This is a genomic window from Trichocoleus sp. FACHB-262 (assembly GCF_014696035.1).
In the GTDB taxonomy this organism is placed as follows: domain Bacteria; phylum Cyanobacteriota; class Cyanobacteriia; order FACHB-46; family FACHB-46; genus Trichocoleus.
In genome coordinates this window covers 465728-492131 of record NZ_JACJPK010000086.1, presented here as the reverse complement: position 1 = coordinate 492131, position 26404 = coordinate 465728, and the positions used below count along the sequence as shown (strand labels likewise).

At 49.0% G+C, this 26404-nt stretch carries 29 protein-coding genes, 1 tRNA gene and 1 riboswitch; of the genes, 15 read left to right on the top strand and 15 right to left on the bottom strand.

Going from position 1 to position 26404, the window contains the following annotated elements:
- Nucleotides 1-8: 8 nt before the first annotated feature.
- The 6 genes from metK to psbB all read right to left on the bottom strand — a co-directional run bounded on the left by metK (nt 9) and on the right by psbB (nt 6087).
- Nucleotides 9-1265: a methionine adenosyltransferase gene (gene metK / locus H6F68_RS19785; protein ID WP_199300174.1), complete on the bottom strand. Its 1257-nt coding sequence runs from the start codon at nt 1263-1265 to the stop codon at nt 9-11.
- A gap of 149 nt (nt 1266-1414) precedes the next feature.
- Nucleotides 1415-2161: an HAD family hydrolase gene (locus H6F68_RS19780; protein ID WP_190561580.1), complete on the bottom strand. Its 747-nt coding sequence runs from the start codon at nt 2159-2161 to the stop codon at nt 1415-1417.
- 168 nt (nt 2162-2329) lie between these two features.
- Nucleotides 2330-3346: a 30S ribosomal protein S1 gene (locus H6F68_RS19775; RefSeq protein WP_190433827.1), complete on the bottom strand. Its 1017-nt coding sequence runs from the start codon at nt 3344-3346 to the stop codon at nt 2330-2332.
- 238 nt (nt 3347-3584) lie between these two features.
- Nucleotides 3585-4148 carry a transcriptional regulator NrdR gene (gene nrdR, locus H6F68_RS19770; RefSeq protein WP_190433830.1) on the bottom strand — a complete coding sequence of 188 codons (564 nt, stop codon included), beginning with the start codon at nt 4146-4148 and terminating at the stop codon, nt 3585-3587.
- A 188-nt stretch (nt 4149-4336) separates the two neighbouring features.
- Nucleotides 4337-4432 (bottom strand): photosystem II reaction center protein T, encoded by a 96-nt coding sequence (locus H6F68_RS19765; RefSeq protein WP_190433832.1) that lies wholly within the window; start codon nt 4430-4432, stop codon nt 4337-4339.
- A gap of 125 nt (nt 4433-4557) precedes the next feature.
- Nucleotides 4558-6087, bottom strand: coding sequence for a photosystem II chlorophyll-binding protein CP47 (gene psbB / locus H6F68_RS19760; protein ID WP_190433834.1), 1530 nt, complete (start codon nt 6085-6087; stop codon nt 4558-4560).
- A gap of 483 nt (nt 6088-6570) precedes the next feature.
- Here psbB and H6F68_RS19755 point away from each other — a divergent pair, with 483 nt between their 5' ends.
- Together H6F68_RS19755 and psbM are read left to right on the top strand one after the other, a co-directional pair.
- Nucleotides 6571-6918 carry a 2Fe-2S iron-sulfur cluster-binding protein gene (locus H6F68_RS19755; RefSeq protein WP_399314599.1) on the top strand — a complete coding sequence of 116 codons (348 nt, stop codon included), beginning with the start codon at nt 6571-6573 and terminating at the stop codon, nt 6916-6918.
- 173 nt (nt 6919-7091) lie between these two features.
- Nucleotides 7092-7211: a photosystem II reaction center protein PsbM gene (psbM, locus tag H6F68_RS19750; protein WP_190433838.1), complete on the top strand. Its 120-nt coding sequence runs from the start codon at nt 7092-7094 to the stop codon at nt 7209-7211.
- Between the two features lie 157 nt (nt 7212-7368).
- On the opposite strand, the gene H6F68_RS19745 is transcribed toward psbM, so the two are convergent.
- Nucleotides 7369-8331 carry a site-specific DNA-methyltransferase gene (locus H6F68_RS19745; protein ID WP_190561561.1) on the bottom strand — a complete coding sequence of 321 codons (963 nt, stop codon included), beginning with the start codon at nt 8329-8331 and terminating at the stop codon, nt 7369-7371.
- Nucleotides 8332-8478: 147 nt separating this feature from the next.
- Nucleotides 8479-9324: a universal stress protein gene (locus H6F68_RS19740; RefSeq protein WP_190433841.1), complete on the bottom strand. Its 846-nt coding sequence runs from the start codon at nt 9322-9324 to the stop codon at nt 8479-8481.
- 414 nt (nt 9325-9738) lie between these two features.
- Here H6F68_RS19740 and H6F68_RS19735 point away from each other — a divergent pair, with 414 nt between their 5' ends.
- A complete protein-coding gene (locus H6F68_RS19735; protein WP_190433843.1) occupies nt 9739-10233 on the top strand; it encodes a thioesterase family protein in 495 nt (164 codons plus the stop codon).
- A gap of 11 nt (nt 10234-10244) precedes the next feature.
- Here the strand turns inward: H6F68_RS19735 and H6F68_RS19730 are convergent, their stop codons facing one another.
- From H6F68_RS19730 to H6F68_RS19715, 4 genes are all read right to left on the bottom strand, one after another.
- Complete coding sequence (locus H6F68_RS19730; protein WP_242065571.1) at nt 10245-10487, bottom strand: hypothetical protein; 243 nt, start codon at nt 10485-10487, stop codon at nt 10245-10247.
- Nucleotides 10488-10549: 62 nt separating this feature from the next.
- Complete coding sequence (gene dxr, locus H6F68_RS19725; protein WP_190561559.1) at nt 10550-11746, bottom strand: 1-deoxy-D-xylulose-5-phosphate reductoisomerase; 1197 nt, start codon at nt 11744-11746, stop codon at nt 10550-10552.
- A 119-nt stretch (nt 11747-11865) separates the two neighbouring features.
- Complete coding sequence (locus H6F68_RS19720) at nt 11866-12375, bottom strand: DinB family protein (RefSeq protein ID WP_190561557.1); 510 nt, start codon at nt 12373-12375, stop codon at nt 11866-11868.
- Nucleotides 12376-12471: 96 nt separating this feature from the next.
- Complete coding sequence (locus H6F68_RS19715) at nt 12472-13260, bottom strand: abortive infection family protein (protein ID WP_190561555.1); 789 nt, start codon at nt 13258-13260, stop codon at nt 12472-12474.
- Between the two features lie 271 nt (nt 13261-13531).
- Between H6F68_RS19715 and H6F68_RS19710 the strand changes: the two genes are divergently transcribed.
- From H6F68_RS19710 to H6F68_RS19665, 10 genes are all read left to right on the top strand, one after another.
- Nucleotides 13532-13744, top strand: coding sequence for a hypothetical protein (locus H6F68_RS19710; RefSeq protein ID WP_190561553.1), 213 nt, complete (start codon nt 13532-13534; stop codon nt 13742-13744).
- A 5-nt stretch (nt 13745-13749) separates the two neighbouring features.
- Complete coding sequence (locus tag H6F68_RS19705; RefSeq protein WP_190561551.1) at nt 13750-14673, top strand: ABC transporter ATP-binding protein; 924 nt, start codon at nt 13750-13752, stop codon at nt 14671-14673.
- A complete protein-coding gene (locus H6F68_RS19700) occupies nt 14666-15439 on the top strand; it encodes an ABC transporter permease (RefSeq protein ID WP_190561548.1) in 774 nt (257 codons plus the stop codon). The genes H6F68_RS19705 and H6F68_RS19700 overlap by 8 nt, the downstream gene beginning before the upstream one ends.
- A 78-nt stretch (nt 15440-15517) precedes the next feature.
- A complete protein-coding gene (locus tag H6F68_RS19695) occupies nt 15518-16456 on the top strand; it encodes an alpha/beta fold hydrolase (protein ID WP_190561546.1) in 939 nt (312 codons plus the stop codon).
- Between the two features lie 166 nt (nt 16457-16622).
- Complete coding sequence (locus tag H6F68_RS19690) at nt 16623-16844, top strand: DUF3285 domain-containing protein (RefSeq protein ID WP_190561544.1); 222 nt, start codon at nt 16623-16625, stop codon at nt 16842-16844.
- 43 nt (nt 16845-16887) lie between these two features.
- Nucleotides 16888-17481, top strand: a complete 594-nt coding sequence (gene ybeY, locus H6F68_RS19685) for an rRNA maturation RNase YbeY (RefSeq protein WP_190561543.1) — start codon at nt 16888-16890, stop codon at nt 17479-17481.
- A gap of 24 nt (nt 17482-17505) precedes the next feature.
- Nucleotides 17506-18003 (top strand): diacylglycerol kinase family protein, encoded by a 498-nt coding sequence (locus H6F68_RS19680; protein WP_370588084.1) that lies wholly within the window; start codon nt 17506-17508, stop codon nt 18001-18003.
- Nucleotides 18004-18070: 67 nt separating this feature from the next.
- Nucleotides 18071-18685, top strand: coding sequence for an aminodeoxychorismate/anthranilate synthase component II (locus H6F68_RS19675; RefSeq protein WP_190561541.1), 615 nt, complete (start codon nt 18071-18073; stop codon nt 18683-18685).
- Nucleotides 18686-18853: 168 nt separating this feature from the next.
- The gene (locus H6F68_RS19670) at nt 18854-19630 is read left to right on the top strand and encodes an MBL fold metallo-hydrolase (protein ID WP_190561539.1); all 777 of its coding nucleotides are present in this window, start codon (nt 18854-18856) and stop codon (nt 19628-19630) included.
- A gap of 104 nt (nt 19631-19734) precedes the next feature.
- Nucleotides 19735-21342 (top strand): peptide ligase PGM1-related protein, encoded by a 1608-nt coding sequence (locus H6F68_RS19665; RefSeq protein ID WP_190561537.1) that lies wholly within the window; start codon nt 19735-19737, stop codon nt 21340-21342.
- Nucleotides 21343-21391: 49 nt separating this feature from the next.
- Here H6F68_RS19665 and H6F68_RS19660 read toward each other — a convergent pair whose 3' ends face one another.
- The gene (locus tag H6F68_RS19660) at nt 21392-22771 is read right to left on the bottom strand and encodes a S1C family serine protease (protein WP_190561535.1); all 1380 of its coding nucleotides are present in this window, start codon (nt 22769-22771) and stop codon (nt 21392-21394) included.
- A gap of 503 nt (nt 22772-23274) precedes the next feature.
- Nucleotides 23275-23371, top strand: a riboswitch (TPP riboswitch).
- Nucleotides 23372-23377: 6 nt separating this feature from the next.
- Here H6F68_RS19660 and thiC point away from each other — a divergent pair.
- Nucleotides 23378-24751, top strand: a complete 1374-nt coding sequence (gene thiC / locus H6F68_RS19655; protein ID WP_190433867.1) for a phosphomethylpyrimidine synthase — start codon at nt 23378-23380, stop codon at nt 24749-24751.
- A 110-nt stretch (nt 24752-24861) separates the two neighbouring features.
- Here thiC and pyrE read toward each other — a convergent pair whose 3' ends face one another.
- On the bottom strand, nt 24862-25482 hold the full coding sequence (gene pyrE / locus H6F68_RS19650) for an orotate phosphoribosyltransferase (RefSeq protein WP_190561533.1): 621 nt from the start codon (nt 25480-25482) through the stop codon (nt 24862-24864).
- A 118-nt stretch (nt 25483-25600) separates the two neighbouring features.
- On the opposite strand from pyrE, the gene H6F68_RS19645 reads away from it, so the two are divergent.
- Nucleotides 25601-26065: a hypothetical protein gene (locus tag H6F68_RS19645; protein ID WP_190561531.1), complete on the top strand. Its 465-nt coding sequence runs from the start codon at nt 25601-25603 to the stop codon at nt 26063-26065.
- A gap of 138 nt (nt 26066-26203) precedes the next feature.
- Here the strand turns inward: H6F68_RS19645 and H6F68_RS19640 are convergent.
- Nucleotides 26204-26276, bottom strand: a tRNA-Ile gene (locus H6F68_RS19640).
- Nucleotides 26277-26404: the final 128 nt, after the last annotated feature.

The following is a 26404-nucleotide window of genomic DNA, read 5'->3' as shown; positions in this document are numbered from 1 at the left end:
ACTTAGGACTAAGCTAAAGCGCTAGACAGGGTCAGAGCTTCCTTTAGTAGCTCTGCCTTATCGGTTTTCTCCCAAGGCAACTCTAGGTCAGTGCGACCCAAATGACCATAAGCAGCTACATCTTGGTAGAAGCGACCACCCCGCTCAGCTGGGAGCTTTTGCAAATTAAAGGCTTTGATGATGCCTGCTGGACGCAACTCAAAGTGCTGTTGCACTAGCTCTAGGAGTTTCTCATCATCTACCTTGCCCGTACCAAAAGTCTCCAGCATGATGCTGACCGGGCGAGCCACACCAATGGCATAGCTCAACTGCACTTCACATTTCTCCGCTAGTCCAGCCGCCACGATGTTTTTAGCGACATAACGGCAAGCATAAGCAGCACTACGGTCTACTTTGGTAGGATCTTTACCCGAGAAAGCGCCGCCACCGTGACGAGAGTAACCACCGTAGGTATCTACAATAATTTTGCGTCCCGTCAGACCAGAGTCACCCTGAGGGCCACCAATGACAAACTTGCCTGTAGGATTTACGAGGAAGCGCGTGTTCTCATCGGGTTCCACAGAAATATCTGCAAAGATCGGTTCTACGACCAAAGACCAGAGATCTTCCTTGATCTTGGCTTGCACCGCAACCTCATCAGTGATGTCACCAATGGTAGCTGTATGCTGCGTAGAGATCAAAATAGTATCGATGCCAACTGGACGGCCATCTTCGTAAGCAACCGTGACTTGAGTTTTACCGTCTGGGCGTAAGTAAGACAGTTGCCCCGTTTTTCTAACGCTTGCTAAGCGGCGGGCAATTCGGTGAGCCAGACTGATCGGCAAGGGCATCAGTTCTGGTGTTTCGTTGCAAGCAAAACCAAACATAATGCCTTGGTCGCCTGCTCCGGTGACATCCAGGTCTTCTGTGCTGGACTCTTCACGGCGCTCCTGTGCCGCGTTCACACCCTGAGCGATGTCGGGGGATTGCCGATCTAAAGCTACTAAGACGGAGCAACTATTGGAACAGAAGCCGTTCTCGGCACCTGTGTAGCCAATCTCGGCAATTTTCTGGCGAGCTAGTTCAATGTAGTTGACGTTGGCTCTGGAAGTAATTTCGCCAGTAATCAAAACCAAACCTGTATTGACAACCACTTCAGCCGCAACTCGGCTAGTGGGATCTTGAGCCAAGAGGGCATCTAAGATGGTGTCCGAGATTTGGTCGCAAATCTTATCGGGGTGGCCTTCGGTAACTGATTCAGATGTAAAAAGGTAGCGACGAGACAAGGAAATATCCTCTCTTTAGCTAAACGGACTAGCGCTCAGGGGTTAAGTTCCGGAATTATACCACTTGTGGTCATGCTCGTAGCCCCCCGACCTAGGCTCCCATAGGCAAAGTGCTTTTCTGACTGAGATCAATGGTTTGCAAGCAGTTTTTATTCTGCGCTCAATACTTCAATTTCTTCCCACCGCGCGATCGCTACATCTGCATCTGGTAAATCAAAGGACTCAGCCCACCCCCAGGTTACTCCAATTCCACCTGCTGCTCCCGCCGTTCGTGCCATGACTAAGTCTGCACTAGAATCACCCACCACAAGCGTTGCCGTAGGTTCTACTTCCAGTGCTACACAGGTTTGCTGAAGCAATTTGGGGTCAGGTTTTGTAAGTCCTGACTCAGTACCCATCAGCAAGTCAAAATATGGCTCTAGCTCATATCTCTGGGCAAAATCTTGGACATTGGCAGTAGAGTCTGAAGAAAGAATTGCGGCTTTCACGCCTATTGCTTTGAGCGATCGCAAGCAAGGCAATGCATCTGGATAAACGGCTGTGTAGTCAGCCTTACGCTGAAAATGCTGATCTGCTGCTTTGAAGGCTGTCTGAGCGATTGCCAACGACTGCACCCAATCTCGACCTGTAGCCGCAACATAAGCGGCAGCAGCAATTTCATTCTCGCGACGACTGCCCACTGCTAAAGCGCCAGCAGGATTGAGGCAATCGCCTACTAAACCAAACATTCTCAACAGCAATGCTTCTATGCCTGGGACGTCTAGATTTAGCAGGTGCGATCGCATCTGACCTAACTTGATCAAAAAAGATTCTGAATTCGCCAGCGTCCCATCCTTGTCGAAAATCACCGCTTCAATATTGGTGAAGGTTAAGTGCTGGCAGCGAACGATCGCCAAATCTATCCCTCCTGCGAACTTATTAAAGCAACAAAATAAAGGCAATAAAAATGAAGAGGAGTCAGCCCCTCTTCATTCAAAAACACTTAGATAATTGATCGCTAGCTCACAGAGGAAAACAATCTGTAGCAGCACTAACCCAGTAACTGAAATCTAGTCGTTGAAAGTCTAGATTTCTACAGCTGAAGGTTGCTCTTCTGCCACTTCTTCAGGAGCTGCTGCTTCTACCACTTCTTCCTCAGCTTCCTCAACTGCGGCAGGAACCTCTTCGATGGTCACGCCCTCTTGCTGCGCTCGGAGTTGCTCACGATACTTAGCGGCCATTTCCTCTGCCTTTTCATAGACAACCTGAGGATTCTTTACCATGTCGCCGGGTTCTGGTTCCAACTGCTTAGTGGAAAGGGAAATCCGACCACGCTCAGCATCCAAGTCAATGATCATGACCTTCACTTCATCATTGACGTTGAAAACACTGTGGGGGGTGTCAATGTGATCGTGAGAAATTTCAGAGATGTGCAACAGACCGCTCACACCACCGATATCGATAAATGCACCATAAGGCTTAATACCGCGCACAGTACCAATGACCACCTCACCAACTTCCAGGCGGTTCATCTTACGCTCAACCAGCGCCCGACGATGACTGAGGACTAGGCGGTTACGATCTTCGTCTACTTCTAAGAATTTTAAGGGTAGCTCTTCGCCAACCAGCTCTTCTTTAGGCTTACGAGTACTGATGTGAGAACCAGGAATAAAGCCGCGCAATCCTTCAATTCTGACCAGCGCGCCACCCCGGTTGGTCGCAAATACGCTAGAACGAACCGTCGCATCTTCTGCTTGCAACTGACGGACTCGCTCCCAAGCTCGCATGTATTCAATTCGACGAATAGACAGAGTCAACTGTCCATCTTCATTCTCATCCGTCAAAATGAAAAATTCGCGAGTTTCGTTCGACTGCAATACTTCTTCAGGAGCGTCAATGCGGTTAATTGACATTTCCTGAATGGGAATATAAGCAGCCGTCTTAGCACCGATGTCAATCAGAGCGCCCCTCGGTTCCAAGCTGAATACTGTGCCGGCGACCACATCGCCAGGGCTGAAATGATAATCGTATTTGTCGAGTAGGGCTGCAAAATCGTCGTGTGTAAAGCCAATGTCCTTAGCCGTTGTTTCCTGATTGACCATGCTAATTGTTTCCCAGTGTCTAATCTATTTGGTAAGTTTCGTCTCCTATCGATGTACACGCACGTTTACTAATGTGCAGCCTACACCTGTATCCCCCCCAAGCACTATTGTAGGAGATCTGCTCTAGATGGTTTGTGGGTTCAGAAGAACTATCATAACGCAATAGCTTCCCCCGCTAATATCTTTAGAGGGGTTTTTATGAATTTCTATAACAGTTTTATAATTCTTAGGAATAAGGTTAGGAATGGGTCATAAAGGCAGCGGGTGTTTCTTGTTCAGATCCTGCCTCAGCGCCAGCTACAACATCAATGCTGCTCTCAGCAGCCTCACTAGTCCCCTCTCCTTGATTGAGACATCCTTGCAGGTGATTGAGCGTATCAATGAAATCTCGAATCCCTCGAAATTGACGATAGACCGAGGCAAATCGAATATAAGCAACTTCACTCAGAAACTGTAGGCGCTGCAATACTAATTCACCAATCTCGGTGCTCGGCACCTCGCGTACTGCTCTTTGCTGTAGTTCAGCTTCGATTTCATCGACTAAAGCTTCTAGGCGGTCTGAGCCGATGCCTGTTTTTTCGCAAGCCCGTACAATTCCTCGAAGCAGCTTGGAACGGTCAAATGATTCGCGATCGCCATCTCGTTTAATAATTGCAATCGGCACATACTCAATGCGTTCGTATGTCGTAAAACGGCGACCACACTTCAAGCATTCCCGCCGCCGCCGCACACTTTGACTCGCCTCCGCAGAGCGAGACTCAAGAACGCGATTATCGGGGTGCTGGCAGAAGGGACACCGCATACTTACCCAATCCTTTGAGCAGGAAAAGAATCAAAGGTGAAAACCTGAGCCGCTTCAACTGCAAGCTGTTCAGAGGAAGAGAAGTAAAACTCTTTAAGAACAGCGCCGAGGCTCAGGTCATCAAAAACTTTGAATTGTTGCTTCTGGGAGAATTTTACATCAGTAATGTAATTTTACTGAATCTGAAGCTATTTACCGATCCGGGGTGGCTCGCGGAAAGCGATCGCAAAGAACAGCACTCCGATCGCCAAAGTCAAAATCAAAATGTAAGCAACGGCTTCCATGTCAAAAATTCCTGAGCAATCTAGCTAACTATTAGTTTATCAACAGAAGGAGAAGAACGGCCTAACGAATTAACCTCTATAGGTTGAGACGTCGTTAGACCATTCTCAGCAATTTCTCCAGAGTCTTAGACAGCTTCCTTCCGGCGGGTACTCTTGTCACCCACTTTCTGGAACAGACCCCACTCAACTTGCTCCTCAAGGTCAGCCTCAACCCCAGCAAACACGTCGCGGAACAGAGTCCGAGAACCGTGCCAGATGTGACCGAAGAAGAACAAGAGCGCAAAGACGGCATGTCCAAAGGTGAACCAACCACGAGGGCTAGTCCGGAATACCCCGTCAGAGTTTAGAGTTTCGCGATCGAACTGGAAGGGCTCACCCAATTGAGCCGCACGAGCATAACGCTTCACAGTCGCAGGATCATTGAATGTTTGACCATCCAATTCACCACCGTAGAAGCTGACAGTTACACCAGTCTGCTCAAAGCTGTATTTAGATTCAGCCCGACGGAATGGGATATCTGCCCGAACTACACCTTCGCTGTCAGTCAAGACAACTGGGAAGTTCTCAAAGAAGTTAGGGATACGGCGCACAAACAGCTCGCGACCTTCAGAGTCTGTGAAGACAGGGTGGCCTAGCCAAGTCTGAGCGATTCCATCACCTTTGTTCATCGGACCTGTACGGAACAAACCACCCTTCGCAGGGTTGTTGCCCACATAGTCGTAGAACGCTAGCTTCTCAGGAATCTCTGACCAAGCTGTTTCGAGACTGCCGCCTCCAGCAACAGTGGCTTCAACACGACGGTTGATTTCTTGATGGAAGTAACCTTGGTCCCACTGATAACGAGTTGGCCCAAACAGCTCAATGGGGGTGGCAGCATTGCCATACCACATCGTACCTGCGACCACAAAGGCAGCAAAGAAAACAGCCGCAATACTGCTAGAGAGTACAGTCTCGATGTTACCCATCCGCAGCGCTCTGTAAAGACGCTCTGGAGGACGAACACTGAGGTGGAATAAACCAGCAATAATTCCAACTGTTCCAGCAGCAATGTGGTGAGCCACAATACCACCAGGGTTAAAGGGGTTAAATCCAGCAGGTCCCCATTCTGGAGCTACAGGCTGGACACTGCCTGTTAAGCCATAGGGGTCGGAAACCCACATTCCGGGTCCAAACAAGCCTGACAAATGGAATGCACCAAAGCCAAAGCAGAGTAGACCCGACAAGAACAAATGAATGCCAAACATTTTTGGCAAGTCGAGGGCAGGTTCACCAGTCCGAGGATCTCTGAACAGTTCTAGATCCCAATAAACCCAGTGCCAGCAGGCAGCGAGGAATAGCAGACCGGAAAGGATAATGTGAGCAGCTGCAACACCTTCAAATGACCAGATACCAGGATTGGCTGCCGCTTCACCTGCAATGCTCCAGCCACCCCAGGATTGGGTGACGCCCAAGCGAGCCATAAAGGGTAGAACAAACATGCCCTGACGCCACATGGGATTCAGGACAGCATCGCTAGGATCGAAAATAGCCAGTTCATATAACGCCATTGAACCGGCCCAGCCTGCCACAAGTGCAGTATGCATTAGGTGTACAGAAATCAGTCGCCCTGGGTCATTCAGAACGACTGTGTGTACTCGGTACCAGGGTAGTCCCATTGACTACGCTCCTCCTCTAGATATTCCTACTTCAACGCTTCTTTCAGCATTTTGTTAAGGTGCCGGATACTGATAAACCTACCAGATCTAGAACCGCTGTAACTCTTTTGCCGTTTAGCACTGTCTACCAAAATTGCCTCTAAACAAGACAGCTTAAGCAGTTTGACAATGCGCTTATAAAGATGAAATGTATAAAGAAGTGTAACCAGTGTTAGAGCCTAATGCAAGCAAAGTTGATGGTTCCGCAATAGTCCTTCGTGACTTGTAACAGCCTTCCAGATCCTGACATCTTCCGGTTTCTAACTAGAAGCTGGCAGAATGGGCCTCCTGGGTCAGATCAGCAGCAAGTCATTTGTTAGCTTAGAAACGGGAAGCTTTGATTCTGAGAAAGAATTTGCATTTCTTGAACCTTGAATGGCTAAGCTGATACATTTTTGCTGCAATGCCCATGCCACTTGGATAGAGCAGCTTTTGTGATGATGGGTGAATGTAACGAAGGGACAAAGAGGGGAACGGGTATCGGGTATGGGAAATATTAAGTTCATTAAAGAGAATAAAGAGATCATCGCAGCGGATGGAGCCAACCTGAGATTTAAGGCGATCGAGAATGGGATTGATATTTATACCTTCATTGGTAAGATGACGAACTGCGGCGGGTATGGCCAATGTGGTACTTGTATCGTCGAGGTTGTAGAAGGGCTAGATCATCTCTCTCCTCGCACTGAGGTGGAGGATCGTAAACTCAAAAAGAAGCCTGATAACTATCGACTAGCTTGCCAAGCCCTCGTAAATGGGCCTGTGAGCGTGAACACTAAGCCTAAAAGCTCTTAAGGAGAGATTGAGGGTAGGTGTTGGCAGGCAACCTATCTGTGATACAAGATAGACAGAGCACTGAAGGCTCTTTCAAAGCCCAGTTCTAACAACAGCATTGCCAGTGGCGGCAACTTGTTTACTTGAGTGAGCTGGGCCTGTCAGTAACTTTGAAATGAATTTGAGGCTGGGTAATGGAAGTTAATGAATTAGGCTTTGTCGCAAGTATTCTGTTTGTGTTGGTTCCAGCAGTCTTTTTGCTGATTCTCTATATCCAAACTGCCAGCCGACAATCAGCAGACCAAGACAAATAGTTTGCTTGAGAGATCGTAGAGACGTTGGGTTGTGCTTTTACTTTCCTCTCGACGGCTGCAAAACTTGGGGTAATTTACGTTTCTGATCAACTGAATTGGATTGATACTGCTAAGCGCCTACTTGTTATGGAGTGTGGCGCTTTTGCTATGGCTGCGATCAAACTCTTCGTTTGAGCAAAGTTCTTTGGTGGGGTAGGCTGTTGCGCTCCCAGAAGACACGATCGCAGTAGCCCTGAATGTGGCGATCGCTCTCTGCTAGAGCTAAACGTTTAGCTGCCAAGCAAGCATAATATTCATCCAACTCAATTCCTACAAACTGCCGCTCCAGCTTTTTCGCGACCACAGAAGTCGTTCCAGAGCCAAGAAATGGATCGAGAACCACAGCACCCACGGGTGAGCTAGCCAAGATAATTTTGGCAATTAGCTTCTCTGGTTTTTGGGTGGGATGGTCGGTGTTTTCCGGCATGGACCAGAAGGGCACGGTCATATCGGTCCAGAGGTTGGAGGCTGCGGTCAACCGAAAGTTTCCCTCTGAGGTATTTTGCCAATCTTTGGGTTGCCCTGACCCATCGGTGTAAGGAGCGCGAACTTGACGCTTCAGTTGCACTGCCTCAGCATCGAAGTAGTAGTCTTTTGAGACGGTACAAAACCAGATATCTTCGGCACAGTTTTTCCAATTGGCTTTGGCTCCCCGACCTTTTTCACGTTCCCAGGTGATGCGATTGCGGACTGTGAGATAGCGCGAGGCGATCGTGTAGAGGGCTAGAGAAGATTGCCAGTCACCACAAAGATAAACCGAAGCTGTGGGCTTCAGCACCCGCACTAGGCGAGACAACCAGCTATCCACCCAATCACTGTAGTCTTCTAGCGATCGCTGCTTCACCCATTGCTGATTGAACTGCTTGGTGAGGTTATAGGGAGGATCAACCACCAATAAATCCACAAATTGATCTGGTAACCAGTCCAGAACTTGGAACAAGTCTTGGCAGATGGTTTGGTTAAGCAGCGTATCAGTGGTAACTGGACCACTTAACTGCAACAGTTGGGATTGGTAATGCGATCGCTCCGCTTCTGTCAACGTCAGGGTACGATTTCGAGCGGCTCTGACTCTCTCTGCCACATTTCACCCTCTAAACAGGCTTGGCTCTAGAGTAGCGTCTGCAAAACCGCTCAGAAGTTTTGCTTCACAAAGCAACAACCTGGACTAGATTTCAGGAGTGCCTGCCTCTAGCCCAGGTTGGTTAACTCAACTCAATTAACTGCAAACTTAACCGACTGTACGCTCTAGCAGCACCGGGCAATTGGCATAAACCCGCACGTAATCAGATAGGGAGCCGCCTAGCAGACGATCGAGATCAGGCAAGCCTTTGCCAATTGCAGGACGGCGATCGGGAGAGCCTAACATCAACAGGTCAACGCTCATCTCTTCGGCTAAGCGACAAATTTCTTCTCCGGGCTTACCGCTGGTGGAAATGCAACGGTAGGCAATGCCCCACTTTTTCGCCGCTGCTACAGCAGGGGCCAAGACAGGATCTTGCTCTGGATTGTGCATGGTCACACCGGATCTTTCTTTCTTGGGATTAACGTGAGTTAGGAGCAATTGTCCTCCCTTCACATCACGCAGCAAGAAGGTCGCTAAGTCGAGTGACTTTTTAGCCGAGTCAGAGTTATCCATTGCTACCATGACGCGATGGATTTGCTTTACATAAATGTCGTCCTTGACGAACAACATGGGGCGAGAAGAAGCTTGGAACACATACTGGCTGACAGAGTCTTCTAAAATTGCCTCTAGGCGCTTGAGGCCACGGGAACCCATAATCACGAGATCGGCATCAATCTCGTCAGCGACACGGCAGACTTCATCCTTAGGATTGCCTTCCCGTAGAATCGTCGTAACATGGCCCGAATCAAGGTGCAGGGATTGCACAGCCGCCTCTAGGAGCTGTTGGCCTTGCTCCCGCTTTGCAGCCATTGCTTCAGCCGTAATTTGGGGCTGTACTACGTGGAGAACTGTAACAGATGCCCGTTGCATGGACGGAATGGCCATTAAAGCCTTGAGCATCTCTTCAGAGTGTCCATTTCCGGAATCAGCCAGCAAAATTCTCTCAATCATGGTTTCGCCTCGTGCCCAACAAAATTGTCTAGTTTCTTAAATTGATGCCTGAACAGTTCAGTGATTGGTAACACCTTTTAATCATTCATTAAGTTGAATGATCGAATGGCTCAAAAACTTTAGCCTTCTTCTCACAAGATCATCATATCTACGGATAGTGAATGGTCCTATTCTCTTAAAGATTTGTGATTCCAACTTCTTGTTAAGAAGTGTCACGATTATTAGGTCAAAAGTACCTGTGTAAAGGATTTGTAGTAATCAAACTCAGTTTTCATTCTGGGTTGGAAGTAAAAATCGACAGTTTGAATTGATTCAGCAAAATTGGGTCTAGGCGAACTTAAATAATCTGAACAATTAGTGTAAAAATTAGTTTAGAAATTAATGTAAAACTTAGATTTTTTAGGCGATCGCAACGTGTCGGAAAGTAAACAAATACAACCTCAAGTTCCTGCTTCGGGAGCAATTCAAAGCCCACCGTTGTTCGCATCGGGAAGTTGGTTTGAGTACCCGGTGCGGGTTCATCCTAACCATACTGACTATGCTGGAGCCGTTTGGCACGGTGCTTATGTAGCTTGGATGGAAGAAGCTCGGATTGAATGCCTACGGGCGATCGGCATTGATTATGCTGACCTAGTTGCGTTGGGTTGTGACTTACCTGTAGTGGATTTGTCAGTGCGCTATCATCGCTCCCTCCGCCTAGGCATGTCGGCGATCGTTAAAGCTCGGATGGCCGATGTCGATGGAGTGCGAATTAACTGGGATTATCAGATTCAATCTCCGGACGGCGCGGAACTGTACCTGACAGCGCGGGTGATCTTGGTAGCGGTTGATCGGGAAAAAGGCAAAATTATGCGGAGACTGCCGCCCGCTGTCAAAGATGCCTTGGCTCGATTGGTAGGTGTGAGCTAACGAGCTTGCAATTAGCTGCCAAACAGGAACTGCCAAACAGCCTGAACGATTTGGAGAACTTGATCCCATACTTCTTGGAAACCAATACCAAAGAGCAGTTGCAGAGCCAAAATCACTAAAGCGACCAAGATGGCCGTTTTGACTGTGGTTTTGACAAGGTTAATTAAAGCCGTAAAAACCAGTGCCGCCACGATGAGGGCAGCGAGGATCAGGATCAGTTCTCCACCCATCATCTCACCTCCAATTTCAGGCATCGCCCAAACTTAGATCGGCCTGAGCCTGCCTGTTGCTAATGAATGACTGGAATGAGTCGATGTTAGCGCAGAGAAATCAGGCGATCGCCTTGGTTGAGTTCTTCTGTTGCTTGCAGAACGGCTTGTCTAGCCCACTGGTCAGCCGCCACGATATCTTCTAAGGTCGGAGTTGCTGAGTTTTGGGTTTGGTAGCGATCGCAAGCGGTTTCGATTAGGCGAGGGATATCTAAAAAGCGAACCTTTTCGTCGAGGAACAGGGCCACTGCTTGCTCATTTGCAGCGTTGAGAACCGCTGGCATCGAGCCACCCGCACGACCCGCAGCATAAGCCAACTGCATACAAGGATACTTCTGGTGATCGGGAGCGCGGAAGGTGAGGTCGCCTGCTTTGACTAAATCGAGGCGTTCCCAGTTGGTGTAGATGCGATCGGGCCAAGAGAGAGCGTAGAGCAGAGGTAGGCGCATATCGGGCCAACCAAGCTGGGCCAAGACAGACGTATCTTGCAGTTCAATCAGCGAGTGAATAATGCTTTGGGGATGGATGACGATTTCGATGTCGTCGTAGTCCATGCCGAAAAGGTAGTGCGCTTCAATGACTTCTAAGCCCTTGTTCATCAACGTGGCAGAGTCTACCGTAATCTTCCGCCCCATTGACCAGTTTGGGTGCTTGAGCGCATCAGCGACCGTCACCTGAGGCAGTTTCTCGACAGGCCAATCCCGGAAAGCTCCACCGGAAGCAGTCAACAAAATCCGTCGCAGTCCACCCTTGGGAACCCCTTGTAAACATTGAAAAATGGCGGAGTGTTCCGAGTCGGCAGGCAAGAGCTTAATGCCATGCTTCTCGACTAAGGGCAGCACTACGGGGCCACCTGCAATCAGGGTTTCTTTATTCGCAAGGGCAATATCTTTCCCTGCTTCGATCGCGGCGATCGTGGGTAACAAACCTGCACAGCCAACAATCCCAGTGACGACGGCTTCTGAGTCGCCATAGCGTGCCACCTCGACAATTCCTGCATCCCCGGTGAGCAAAATCGGTTGGGGGTTGAGGTCTGCGATCGCCTCTTTCAGCTCTTGGAGTTTCTCCTCGTCACACAGGGCCACAATTTCTGGCTTAAATTGCCGAATCTGTTGCGCCAGTAGTTCGACATTCCGTCCAGCCGCTAACCCAACAATCCGAAATTGATCGGGATATTGGGAAACAATGTCTAGCGTTTGCGTACCAATCGAGCCAGTGGAGCCGAGGAGAGTAATTGCTTTCACAATCGCTTAAGAATTGACTGCAATTCCACTATAAATGGCGATGGACACGTTCTAACCAACCAGAAGCTGGGTTTATTTCTGCTCATCTCATGCTGCTGGCTTTATGCATGGCGATCGCTTTACGAACCCTTAGCCTCTCGGAACATCATTAAAAGGTCAAGGGATACGGGCTCAGCAACACCGAGGATGGTGAGAATGGCATGAGCTTGACCACGATGGTGAGTCTGGTGATTAAAGAAGTGAGAGAGAATTTCGCCCAGAGGTTGGCGGTGAGGTGCGCCATCAAGGGTGTGGTAGCTCAACTCTTGATTAAGGTCTGCTTCGGTTAACTGTTCGACAAATTGCAGAATTCGATCGTCTTCGGTTTCTCTGGCGGTTTGGAGGGAAGGCAAGTCATCAAAGGCGATCGCGTTCAACTTATCAGGATGCTCTCCAATTCCAGTTATGCGCCGCATCCAAATGCGATCGGCAGTAAGGATGTGGTTGAGGGTTCCTTGCAAGCTGCCAAAGTACGCACCCACGTTTCTACAATAAGCTTCATCGGGCAATTCACGAGCCATTTTGTAGAGTCTGGCATTTGCCCAAGCATTATATTTTGCGATCGTGAGGAAATGCGATTTTAGGTTCATGAATCTTTAATAGCTATTAGACTCAACGTTAATATTGCAGTAGATTATCGTTCAGCGAGCACAAGAGCCTATCCTGAGCCAAGCAACTAGTTACATTCACTTGATTTTTTTATCTAAATAATGCAGGAGCGTACGAACACTATTAATTACAAGCATTGCTTCAGGCTCATCTAAGATTTGATCATTGGGATGAGCTAGGCTGGCGCGATTTCGCACTGGATTTAAAGCATCTAGAATTGTGGCAGTTGATTGAACAATTCGCTCAATAGAATCAGCTTGTGGCCCATGGCTTTGAAGCGCTGGATGTTGAGTACGTATAACTTTAAATAGTTGCGTAATACTAGCGTCTTTTGGTATCGGCAACCCGCTACTAGTACAAACTGCCTGAAGATATGCATGGAAGCTGGTGTGTACTCTATCAACACCGCTTACTGCGCTTCGACTTTGAATAAGTTGTTCTGCATCAGCAAGCGTATACTCCAGGACTTCTGAGGTAATCTGGGGAGATGGTGATGCTACAGGTTTGATTTCATTTTCTACCTTTAGATCAACAATAATGAAGCGAATAAAAGAACCCACCTCAGTAACTGTCTCTGCAATTGTCCTAAAAATAAGCTTCGTCCCTGAATTGCCCATTAGATGTACAAGCTTGGTATATAGGTCAAGCTCTACTGTTGCATTTAGCACTGAAAATTTATCTTGAAATCCATTAGTTGCCTCATAAATATCGAAAGGAATTGTTTCAAGCAGTTCTGCTGGGTAATCCAGGTTTCTTGACTTCAAAAGTCGTATAACACTATCACGCAATTTAGTCCAACTTTCAGCAGAAAATTGCTTACGAATTAATTCAACGTCACGTGCGCCGCCAGCATGATACAAGAGCATAATCAGCCAAATTAATACAGTTTAGACAACAAGGATTAACTTAATTTCAAAATAAAAACTTATTAACTTAATTTCAAAATAAAAACTTAACTTATTCAACTCAGTTCTGTCCGCTCAAGATCCCTTGCTAGAACCAACAGCGCATTTGTCAATATCCTTAATACTAGAATATCTACATCACCTAAGGCTAAGAGCTAAATCGGAGATGCCATTTGAGTTGATATAGTAACAAAGCGATCGCGAACCCTGACCCTTATTGGCATTCTCGACCATGTCCTCGGTGGATTCTTCACAGCAGACAATTTCTGTCACCTTAGATGCAGCACTGGTGCAACAGGTAGACCAACTGACCAGCGATCGCGATCGCGCCATTGCTGAAGGTTTGCGCTGGTGGTGCGAAAAACAATCCGCTCAACAACGACTAGCGTTTGCCCAAGCTCGGCACGAACGCCACGAACGCGACGAGACAGGTTGGTTAGTGTAAGCGACATGATTGCACTCGAAGCCTACAACCTGAGCAAAACCTATCGCGATCGCGGCAAACAGATTCAAGCCGTGCGCGACGTTTCCTTAACCATCAAACCCGGAGAAGTTCTCGCGTTTCTAGGACCAAACGGGGCAGGCAAAACCACCACGATCAAAATGATTGCGGGCTTAATTCGTCCCGACACTGGCTTTGTCAAAATTGCTGGCAGTAACCCCCACCGCGACCCCCACGCCTTAAAGCTGCTTGGTGCAGTTTTGGAAGGCAACCGCAATGTCTACTGGCGACTCAGCCCGGAAGAAAATCTGGAATACTTTGGTATGTTGCGGGGGCTGGATCAACGTCAGGCGAAACGGTATGGGCGATCGCTGCTAGAACGCTTTGGCTTGATGGATAAACGTCGGAGTCCAGTGCAAGCGCTGTCACGAGGAATGCAACAGAAACTAGCAATCGCCGTGGCTTTGGTACATCAACCGCAGCTTTTACTATTAGATGAACCCACCCTCGGCCTCGACGTAGAAGCCACAGAAAACGTCAAAGCTTTGGTGCGGGAGATTGCCCAGGAGGGACGAGCCATTCTGCTCACCACCCACCAACTCGACATTGCCGAACAGCTTTCCGATCGCGTAGCGATTATTCAAGCAGGTGAAATCATTGCTGAGGAACCCACTCGTGAGCTAATTCGGCAGTTCTCCGGTTCTGCTTACACTGTTGAACTCGAAAGCCCAATGGATGCCAAGCAGAGTCAGGCGATCGCAGATCTGGGGGCAGTATTGGAAACTGAACAAACCGTATATGTTCAGGGTGCTGAAACGTTGTATCAGGTGTTTGCTATTTTGCAGCCCTTGCCGATTCTGCGGGTGAAGAAAGACCAAGCTGATTTGACAGGCATCTTTTTGAAACTGGTACGGGAGGGGCGAGATGCTTAATTTGTTTTGGGCAGAATTACGGCGGAGTTGGATTCAGTTCATTCGTTACCCTGCCGACGCGATCGCCGGAATTTTCATCATCACGCTGGTGTTTTACGGGCTGTTTTCCAGTGTTCGTTACATTGCTGGCCCTACTATCCAGTTTGGCGATCGCCTAGATTCAGCGATCGTTGACTATGTGCTGTGGACGCTGTTGATCTTCATCATGAACGACATCGCCATTGGCTTACAGTCAGAAGCTCAAACAGGGACATTAGAACAATTATTTCTATCTCCCTTTGGAGCGGCGCGAGTCTTCTTGATGCGGGCGATCGCCAGCCTCACCCTTCGCTTAGTTTTGACCCTCACTATACTGTTGATCATTCTGGCGATCACGGGCGCTCGGCCTAATTTCAGCTTTACGATGTTGCTACCGTTGGGAACCATCCTGTTGGGCGCTTACGGTTTGGCGTTTGCTCTAGGCGCTTTATCCCTCTTGCTAAAACGGGTGCAACAACTGTTGGGCATCTTTCAGTTCGCGCTGTTGTTCCTAATTGCAACCCCCACCGAAAAGTGGACAGGTTCCCAACAAGTTCTAGCGAACATTTTGCCGATGACGACTGGGGCAGGTGTGCTGAGAGAACTGATGGCAGAAGGACAAGCCCTAGATTGGAACGAGTTGGCGATCGCCTTTATCAACGGAGCTGTATATCTAGTAGTTGGGGTGCTGCTGTTTTGGCAAGCCGAACGCCGAGCTAAACAACGAGGTTTGTTGAGCGGATATTGATTCTAGAATGCGGGAAGAATAACCCCTCCCAACCCTCCCCGACGCGGAGAGGGCTTCAAGCCCCCTACAGAATTTTTTATGCAATCTCAAACTTCAGCCCCTGGAAACCAGACTGTCTCTCCCACGCAGCTTTATACCTGGAAAGGATATCGTTGCGCTTATGAGGTGCAAACTCCCCCTGACGCATCCACGGGAACTGGAACACCCTTGTTATTAATTCATCCGATCGGTGTGGGCTTGTCACGGCACTTTTGGCAGCGCTTTGGGAGAGAGTGGTATCAAGCGGAGCATCGTAACCCTATCTACAACCCTGATCTGTTGGGCTGTGGCAACAGTGATATGCCTCACGTGACTTATACCCCCGAAGATTGGGCGGAGCAATTGCAGTACTTTTTGCAAACAGTGATTCAGCAGCCTGTAATTCTGGTGGTGCAGGGAGCGTTATTTCCAGTTGCGATCGCCTTGACCCAGCTACAAACCGGAACCAATCTGATTCGTGGTTTAGTGCTCTCTGGCCCTCCAGCTTGGCCCGTGATGACTAAAGCTTCCAAGCCTTGGCAGCAACGACTCTCCTGGAATCTCTTTGACTCTCCCTTGGGTATAGCCTTCTTCCGGTATGCTCGTCGTCCGCAATTTTTGCGATCGTTCTCTACCAAACAACTGTTCGATCGCACTGAAGCGGTGGATCAAGAATGGGTAGATATGCTAGTACAAGGCGCTCAAGATCCCGCCAGTCGTCATGCGGTGTTTGCTTTCCTCGCGGGCTTTTGGCGGCAAAATTACGAGCAGGCGATCGCCAAAATTCAGCAACCCACGTTAGTTGTAGTCGGGGAAACTGCCTCCAGCATTAGCCGCTCTGGCAAACAGGAAACTCCCGATCAACGCATTGCTGACTATCTCGCCCATCTCCCTCAAGGCCGTAGCCTCAAGATGACAGGTCGCAATGTCATGCCCTATGAAACAACCACCGAATTTGTCCAAGCGATCGCGCCCTTTGTGCAGGAATTGTCCCAGTAGAGGCAAAGTGCTTAGTTAGGAGTTGTTGCCTGAGCAACGATGATTGTGATCAATCTGCAAACAAATTGTTACATTTAGGCAATAGGCTGGTGGCTGTTTTACAGGTCACCCCTAGTTTTACAGTCAACAGTCACTTGAACTGACACACATTGCTTTGACGAGCCCTATGAATTCAGATCCTTTGCCTGTCGAACCTAGTATTCCGCCCGCTACTGATGCTGAAATTGACAACGCATCACCGGAAGCGGAAACTTCTCCGAAGCCTAGTTACGTCAAATTAGCCATGCGTAACATGGTCCGCAAACGGGGTAAGTCCTTGTGGCACTTTACCTTGACCACCGTTGGTTTATTTGCCGTTCTGATTGGTTTGGCTTATCTGACCCGCTAAAGAATTTTTATCCACTGATTGGGATTGATGGGGAGACTCAAGCGTGCAAGTTGAAGTGAGTGTTCAGGATTGCTTCTACTCATCTCCTGAGCCTGAAAGTGCCGAGCTAGAGTCCAAATTGCCAGAACTGGATCACCCGGAAGCGAATCAAACTGGGGCGATCGCCAACAACCCCATTGCGACCGAAAAGTGGGACATTTGGTTTCAGAGTTGGCTGGAAACTTTGAGCCAGATAGATCAAGCAGATCAAATTCTGCTAGAGCTAGACCAAGCTTATGAATTGAGTTTGAGATTAACGGATGATGCTGAAATCCAAACTCTGAATGCTCAGTATCGCCAAATCGATCGGCCAACCGATGTGCTAGCATTTGCCGCCCTAGAAGTAGACAGCCCACAGTCGGAGGAGATGCGATCGCTGCCTCTGTACCTAGGAGACATTGTAATTTCTGTAGATACTGCTCAGCGCCAAGCAGAACAACAAGGGCATGAAGTGACTTACGAATTAGCGTGGCTAGCTGCTCACGGCTTATTGCATCTCTTAGGCTGGGACCATCCTGACGATGACAGTTTGGTGCGAATGTTAAGTCAGCAAGAAACTCTGTTGCAAGTGGTTGGTTTTGCTACTAGAACAGGATAGACTGCTACTCCAAAGGAGAGCCTGTTGCCCAACTCCACTAACACCTGTGCTTCCCTGCCTATGTCCCCAGATCTCTCAACTCAAACCTCTAACAAAGTGAGTGATAAGGTAATTGCCAAACCGAATCGGGATCTATCCTGGCGGGTTGCTGCTAATTTGTGGATTAGTTTCAAATATGCTTGGGCGGGTTTGAGCTACGCCTTCCGCACCCAACGCAACTTTAGAATCCATGTCATCGTCGGCAGTCTAGCGATCGGCTTGGGTGCTTTTTTACGGCTGAGTGCAGTGGAGATGTCAATCATTAGCTTGACGATCGGAGCTGTACTGGCGATGGAACTGCTCAATACAGCCCTAGAGTCAGTGGTTGACCTAACGGTGAAGCAGTCCTACCATGAGCTCGCTAAAATTGCCAAAGACTGTGCGGCAGGCGCAGTATTGATTTCGGCGATCGCTGCCATTTTGGTCGCGGGTTCCCTGCTGTTGCCGCCACTCCTAACCTTGCTGCAATCTACTTTACGCTAGAGATCGGCAAAACCAGCGGCAGTTGGTTAGCTAATGCATCCCTAGTTCTTACTCCTAGGAGTCAATCTTGATTCTTGTTATTGATAACTACGACAGTTTTACCTACAACTTGGTGCAGTACCTAGGTGAACTTGGTGCCGAATTACCTGTCGCGGCTGAAGTCCAAGTCTATCGCAACGACAAAATTTCTCTAGAGCAAGTGCAGCAACTCCAACCTGATGCAGTGGTGATTTCTCCAGGGCCAGGTCGCCCAGAGGATGCAGGCGTTTCGCTAGAGCTGATTCGTCAGCTAGGCCCCACCCTACCTATCTTGGGAGTTTGCTTAGGCCATCAAAGTATTGGTCAAGTGTTTGGCGGCAATATTGTCCGCGCTCCAGAGTTGATGCACGGCAAAACTTCGCAAGTTCATCACACAGGGCTAGGAGTTTTTCGGGACTTAGAAAATCCCTTGACAGCAACCCGATATCATAGCTTGGTGATTGAGCCACAAACCTGCCCAGACACGCTAGAAGTCACAGCCTGGGTGGATGACGGCACGATTATGGGGGTGCGACATCGGAACTATCCTCACATTGAGGGCGTCCAGTTTCATCCAGAGAGTATTCTGACTAATTCGGGTAAGCAGCTATTGCGGAACTTTCTGTTGTCGGTTGGCGATCGCCAATTAGCGCTTAGCCACTAACGCTTAGCAGTTAGGGCCAGAAAATCTTGTAGCCTATTTACGGAGGCGAATTGAGGATCATTAATCCTTAATCCTGCTCCAGCGATGGCGCTAAGCTTACCCACGAATCGCTAACAGTTGATTGCTAATTGCGATTTAGATGCAAACACAGGGGACGTGAGGAGAAAGATGAAACGGCGACAGTTCATGCGCTACGCGCAGGCGGGTTTGTTGGCTGCTGGGGGCCTAGGTTTAGCTTCTGGTTTTGAAGCTTATCAAGCCCAAACCAGCAATGGCTTGTCAATTAAGTGGCTAGGGCATACCGCATTTTTATTTACAGGTAGCGGCCAGCGTATCCTGACTAATCCGTTTCGACAACTGGGTTGCACAGCAGGCTATCGCAGCCCAAAAGTGAGTGCGGATTTAGTGTTGATCAGCAGTCAACTTTTGGATGAAGGAGCCGTTGAGGAACTTTCCGGCAACCCCAAGCTGTTGTATCAACCAGGGGCTTATCAGGTAGCGGGTCTTCAGCTCCAGGGCATTAGCATTGACCACGATCGCCGGGGAGGAAAGCGCTTTGGTACTAATGTGGCTTGGCGCTGGCAGCAAGGCGGCATCACCGTTATGCATCTTGGTGGAGCAGCGGCTCCCATTTCCATTGAGCAAAAAATTCTGATGGGTCGGCCTGATGTGTTGCTGATTCCAGTCGGGGGTGGCCCTAAAGCTTACAATCCACAGGAAGCTAAGCAGGCAGTGCAGATTCTAAATCCGAAGGTAATTATTCCGACTCATTACCGTACGGCTGCTGCCGATGGCGCAAGCTGCGACTTAACTTCTGTAGATGAGTTTCTGGCCTTGATGGAGGGCGCTAATATTCGCCAAGTGCAAAATGATGCCATCACCATCAAACCGGGTGACCTGCCCCCAGAAGGTTCTGTCGTCCGGGTTCTGAGCTATAAATTTTAGCGTTTCATCACTTCTGCCAGTCGATTGATAGAGGTGTAATTTGCCTTATCCAGCTAAAATCGCAGGTGTAAGAATCGCTGAGGCAGGGCAAGCCTTAGAAGCTCATGCAAACTCTTGATTTTTCCTCCTCCGAGCAGGCAGAGCAGTTTCGTCATCTACAGGCTTTGTTGTCCGATCGCTGGCAGGCGATAGAATCGTTTGATCCCAGCGATGCGGATATTATTGTCATTCCCTCCCTCAGCTTAGATCAGCGAGAGTTGCTAAAAATTCAAGGGGTACACCACTACGAAGAGCGGTTACTGTTCTCACTAATTCGGCTGCGTAACCCCCGGACTCGTTTGATCTATGTCACGTCGCAGCCGCTGCATCCCAGCATTATTGATTACTATCTACAACTGCTGCCTGGGATTCCCTTCTCCCATGCTCGCGATCGCCTGTTGCTGTTTTCGACCTACGATTCTGCGTCCACTTCGTTGACTCAGAAGATTTTGGAGCGTCCGCGATTGATGGAGCGGATTCGGCAGGCATTGCGGCCCGACAAGACCTTTATGATCTGCTACAACTCCAGCCCCTTGGAGCGGGATTTGTCTTGTCAGCTTAATGTACCCCTGTATGCCCTTGATCCAGATTTGTTGTACTGGGGGACAAAAAGCGGCAGCCGCCAAATCTTTGCGGAATCTGGGGTTCCTTGCCCGGATGGCAGTGAGTTAGTACGGAGCGTGGATGAACTAGCCGTGGTGGCGGCAGAGTTGTGGGAGCGCCAACCTCTCTTAAAGCGGATGGTAATCAAGCTGAATGAGGGCTTTTCAGGTGAAGGCAATGCCCTGCTAGATCTTCGACCCATTCTTAGCTTAGCTCCGGGACAGGCAACTCACGCAGAAAGAGTGAGTGCTATCCGCGATCGCTTTGAGGGCATGAGCTTTCAAGCAAAGTCTGAGGTCTGGAGTAACTTTAGTACCCGCATTCCAGAACTAGGAGCGATCGCTGAAGCATTTATTGAAGGGGAGGAAAAGCGATCGCCCAGCGTACAAGGTCGCATTACTCCCACAGGCGAGGTGGAAATTCTCTCGACCCATGACCAAATTCTCGGTGGCCCTGATGGACAAATTTATCTAGGTTGTAGCTTTCCCGCCGATGAGTCTTACCGCTTAAAACTGCAAGAGCTAGGACGGCAAGTAGGCAAGAATTTAGCGGCGAAAGGGGTTTTAGAGCGATTTGGGGTTGATTTCCTGGCAGTGCCGCATTACAACTCCCGGACCGAACAGACCCAATGGGATTTGCAGGCGATCGAAATTAATTTGCGTAAAGGGGGAACGACTCACCCCTTCATGACCCTAAAGTTTCTCACCAACGGTCGCTATGACCTCTCTAGTGGCTTGTTCTACAGCCAACAAGGGCGCCCTAAGTATTACATGGCCACCGACAACCTGCAAAAAGAACGCTATCGCGGGTTGCTCCCCAACGACCTGATGGACATCATCGCTCACCATCAGCTGCACTTTGACAGCAGCACCGAAACGGGAACTGTATTCCACCTCATGGGAGCGTTGTCTGAGTTTGGCAAAGTGGGAGTCACTAGCATTGGCAACTCGCTTCAGCAAGCAGAAGACATCTACAACCGAGTGGTCAAAGTTTTAGACGAAGAAACCCAAACCAGACCCTCTGCCAATTGGCCCTCTCAACCCCACGTGCCGATCACTTGGCAGCGTTAGGCCGTGCTGGGGAGCGATCGCGCTCAGCTAGATTACTCAGCCACAGCCCCTACATCGCCATAGAACCTACAGATCTCGATGGTTTCACAAACACATCTAGATTCTGCAAGGACTCGCTGATCGGGAGGGCAAAGCCCAGTCCTTCAATGCCTCGACTCACCATTTTTTCGGTCACAATCCCGATTACAGCTCCCTGCTGATTGAGGAGCGGGCCGCCACTGTTGCCAGGGTTAATGGCTACATCTGTTTGAATTAGGTCTCGGCTACCAATAGTCCGAATACCGCTGACAATGCCTTTGGTAACTGTGTTGGAATAAGCGATAGGATTGCCGATCGCCACTACTTCTTCTCCTACCTTGACCGCGCTAAGATCCGCGATCGGCAAGGCGGGAATATCGCTAACCTCCCCTTCGAGCTTGACCAACGCGACATCAAAAGCAGCGTTGCGCTTCAGCACTCGTCCCGTTTGGGTGGAGCCATCGTACAGCTTTACTTTGACTGAGAACGAGGAACCTACGACATGTTGATTGGTCAAAATCAAACCCGATGAGTCAATCACAAAACCTGTACCGCGTCCCGTTGGCGTGCGAATCCAAACCACAGAAGGAATCGTATGGCTAGCAATTTGCTCTGTAGAAAGCGGTAGTTGCGAGCTAGGCAGAGCCGCAATTTGGTAAGTTTTGGTGGAAGTTGGGGCTAAATCTCGTCCCACAACCTGCTGGAGTGAGGTTGTGAAACTGGGTTGAGCGAGGAGGGTCTTAAAGCTGGCTCGAATTGCTTCATAGGTGGCCGCAGGATTATCAATGCCCTCAGCTTCAGCTTGACCTGTGGTTGCCTGTCGCACAATCACTTTGTTGGTGTCGCGATCAAAGATTTCCCACTGAATCGTTCTTTGGTCTGCCGTTCTACTGTTGAAGAAAGAACTGTAAGAATTCAGTTCTACTTTGGTAATCTTGCCTCCTACTAAGAATCTAACGGGTTCAGATTCTTCCATCAGTTGCTCATCAAACAACGAATGCTGCTCTGATCTGCCCACGTTGTAGCCAGCATCCACCAATTCATCCTCGATCGCTTGTAAAGCTGCATCTTCTAGTTGTTCATCCAATTGTCCAGAAGCGGTGTAGTGCTGTTGCAGAATTTTGAGAACGCCTTCGTGATGTCCCCCAATGACAACACCGGGGAGAATACCAGAGCGAATTCGAGCTACGCCAATGCGAGGCAAAACTTCAGGACTGAGCCTAAGAGCTGCTGACAGTGGTTCTGAAGCGATCGCACTTTGGAGCTGCCTAGAACAATTGCCCTGAGCAAGGCTCTCAGAAGTATTGTTTTGAGCTTGACTCAGCCCCGGAGCTGGAGATGCAAAGGTTGGCAACGAAAATGACCAAAGTATGAGTAGCGCAAGTAGCAGGCTCCAAAGTCCTTTCTTCATTGTGATTTTGGCTTACAGGTAGCTGGAGTTGTCCTCTAGCGATCGCGCTGACTCTGGTACTGATCGGCTCTCGGTTGCAACGACTAAAAAGCAAATTCACTTCATGCGGTTTCAGGGGGTAGCAATCACGCAGAAGTGGCTTTCAGGGGCCGAGGACAAATAGATGCTATGAGTAGTTGCGATCGCGCTAGAGGTCTAGAGCGATTCCAAAACTTTTTACACTTAGAAAATCTGGAATGTACTGAGAATAACAAATATTTATGTTTTTGAGCCCACAGCTTTCACGAAATCATCTACCCGTAGGTAGAGATGACTACCGCTTTATACAACATGCCAAAAATAAATTTAGTAGAAGATTATACTTAACCTCAAATAAGTCGTAGAGGCTCAACCAAAATAGGTTGACAAAAAATGAGTTGCGATCGCCCTTGATTACAAAACGCTGAGGTTTTCGTAGATTTGAGAACTCGGCGATCCGTCTCAGACCCAGGTGATACAATCGTTAACCAAGCTAGGGGTGCCTGGAGCGACAGGCTGAGATCAGACCCTTAGAACCTGAACCTGGGTAATACCAGCGGAGGGAAGCTGTTTATCGAGGAACTTAATATGCGGACAGAATGGGTCGCGAAGCGTCGCGGGCAGAGCAATGTATCTCAAATGCACTTTGCCCGTCAGGGAATGATCACGGAAGAGATGAACTACGTCGCTCAGCGCGAAAATCTTCCAGCAGACCTAATTCGGGATGAAGTGGCACGGGGTCGGATGATTATTCCCGCCAACATCAACCACACCAACCTCGAACCAATGGCGATCGGCATTGCCTCCAAGTGCAAAGTCAACGCCAATATTGGTGCATCGCCCAACTCCTCCAACATGGACGAAGAAGTTGCCAAGCTGCACCTAGCAGTGAAGTATGGCGCTGATACCGTCATGGACTTGTCCACCGGGGGCGGCAACTTAGATCAGATTCGCACCGCCATTATCAATGCTTCGCCCGTACCAATTGGTACCGTTCCCATCTACCAAGCATTGGAATCGGTCCACGGCAATATTGAGCAGCTCACCCCCGATGATTTCCTGCACATCATTGAGAAGCACGCCCAGCAGGGTGTGGACTACATGACGATTCACGCCGGAATTCTGATTGAGCACTTGCCCTTGGTGAGAAATCGGATTACGGGAATTGTGTCGCGTGGTGGCGGTATCTTGGCTCGGTGGATGTTGGCGCACCACAAGCAGAATCCCCTCTACACTCACTTCGACGACATCATTGAGATTTTCAAGCGATACGATGTCTCCTTTAGCTTGGGTGACTCGCTGCGTCCCGGTTGCGCCCACGATGCCTCCGATGAAGCACAGCTAGCTGAGCTCAAAACCCTAGGCCAACTGACTCGGAAAGCTTGGGAGCATGATGTCCAGGTGATGGTAGAAGGTCCTGGTCACGTACCAATGGATCAAATTGAGTTCAACGTGCGCAAACAAATGGAAGAGTGCTCAGAAGCGCCCTTCTACGTACTCGGTCCTCTCGTTACCGATATTGCCCCTGGTTACGACCACATCACCTCCGCAATTGGAGCCGCAATGGCGGGTTGGTACGGCACAGCCATGCTCTGCTACGTCACCCCCAAAGAGCATTTGGGCTTGCCCAACGCTGAAGATGTGCGGAATGGCTTGATTGCCTACAAGATTGCGGCTCACGCGGCAGATATTGCTCGTCATCGTCCGGGTGCTCGCGATCGCGACGATGAACTCTCTAAAGCTCGCTACAACTTCGACTGGAACCGCCAGTTCGAGCTGTCGCTTGACCCAGAGCGAGCCAAAGAGTACCACGACGAAACTCTCCCCGCTGATATTTACAAAACTGCTGAGTTCTGCTCCATGTGTGGGCCTAAGTTCTGCCCCATGCAGACCAAGGTCGATGCAGATGCCCTCACCGAGCTAGAGAAGTTCCTTGCCAAAGAACCCGTGACCCAAGGCTAATTAGCCTGTTCAATACATTACGTCTCACGTAGGGGCAGGTCTCGTGCCTGCCCTTTTTCTTTGCAGCAATATTGATGGGAAGAGGGTACCTACAAGGGGCACCCTTACTGTTATGCCTGCAATTGTTTCCAGTGGGCTTGGAGGTCTTGGATTGTAAATACCGCTTGGAACTTTAAGCCTTCACGCTCGTATAGCTCCCCACCTCCCTGCTGGCGATCGACTAGGGAAATCACCTGCTCAACCGAATAACCCGCATCCCACAACCGCTCCACAGCTTTCATCGCCGAGCCACCCGTCGTTACTACATCTTCTAAAACTACGACAGAACTGTTGGCAGGTAGGGTTAAGCCTTCAATATAAGCTTGAGTGCCATGCCCTTTAGCCTCCTTACGAATAATCAACGGCGCGATTGCCCGTCCCTCGTAGGCTGCGACCACGCTCACTGCGGTCACAATTGGGTCTGCTCCTAGCGTTAATCCCGCGACAGCTTGGGTATCCTCTGGGAGCAATGAAAGTAAAATTCGACCCACGCCAACCGCTCCATAGGGGTGAAGCGTCACCTGCTTGCCATTGATGTAATAAGAACTCTGCTGCCCTGAAGAAAGGGTGAAATTACCTTCTTTGTAAGCAACTTCACATAGGAGGTCTAACAACTGCTGACGCACCTGGGGTAAATCAGCAGTGACTAGTGAAGAAAACTCGCGATTTTGCACTAAAATTCCGTCAGTCATGGTATGAGCAGGTAGAGTTGAAGAACCGTAAGATGCAGCAGATCACCAAGGTCTGTAGCTAATGATCTTAAACTCAAGGGTGAGTTAGTATTTAACCGAAAAATTGAGGAGTAGTGCTATGGGTATGAGGTTTAAAGGTCTAGTTAGTCTATTAGTGCTTGCTACAGCGTCCACAGTCTTTACCTCTGCCGCAGTGGCACAAGAGCAGGTAACAGTTAGCGATCGCATTAGCACAGAAAAGCTTAACGATGCTTTTAATCGAGCTCTCTACACCAATTCAGGTAACTTTTTTAGAGAGCAAGGATTACTCAACCAGACGAATACGATTCTAGGTCAAGGGTCAATTGTTCGTAACTCTTTTGCCGAGAATCGGATTACCCGGGACGCCCGACTCGTTAATATTCTGTATCGGGATGCGTTAGAGCAACAAGCTTCTGACGGCCCTTTGATTCGCACTCCAGACTTAGCAAGTCCTTACGATACATCGGTACTGGTCAACCCGACTATCTACGTCAACCGCCTGACTTCCGATGCTCTTCCTCAGGGTGGCGAGTTACAGTTTGAAACACTACCGCCTCGCTAAGCTATAGGGTTTGGCAAGGGAGATTCGGCACTGACACAGACGATGCTGAATCTCCCTCTAAACGGCTGAAACCTCAACCCATTAGAAATTCATATCCAAGTAGTTGCAGTGGGTTTAGAAATAGGATTTATTTATTGATCCAGGGTGCAGGGGTCGAACCTGCCTATCGCGAATTATGAGTTCGCTGCCTCAACCGCTCGGCCAACCCTGGTTAAGCTTTTTGATTGTATCCTGATACCCAACCTTCTGTATCGAAGCCTTTGGTATCTTCTATCCATATTATGTTATGAAATAATCTTCTCTCAATTTGCATCTTTTTTAATTCTTCTAACGTATTTT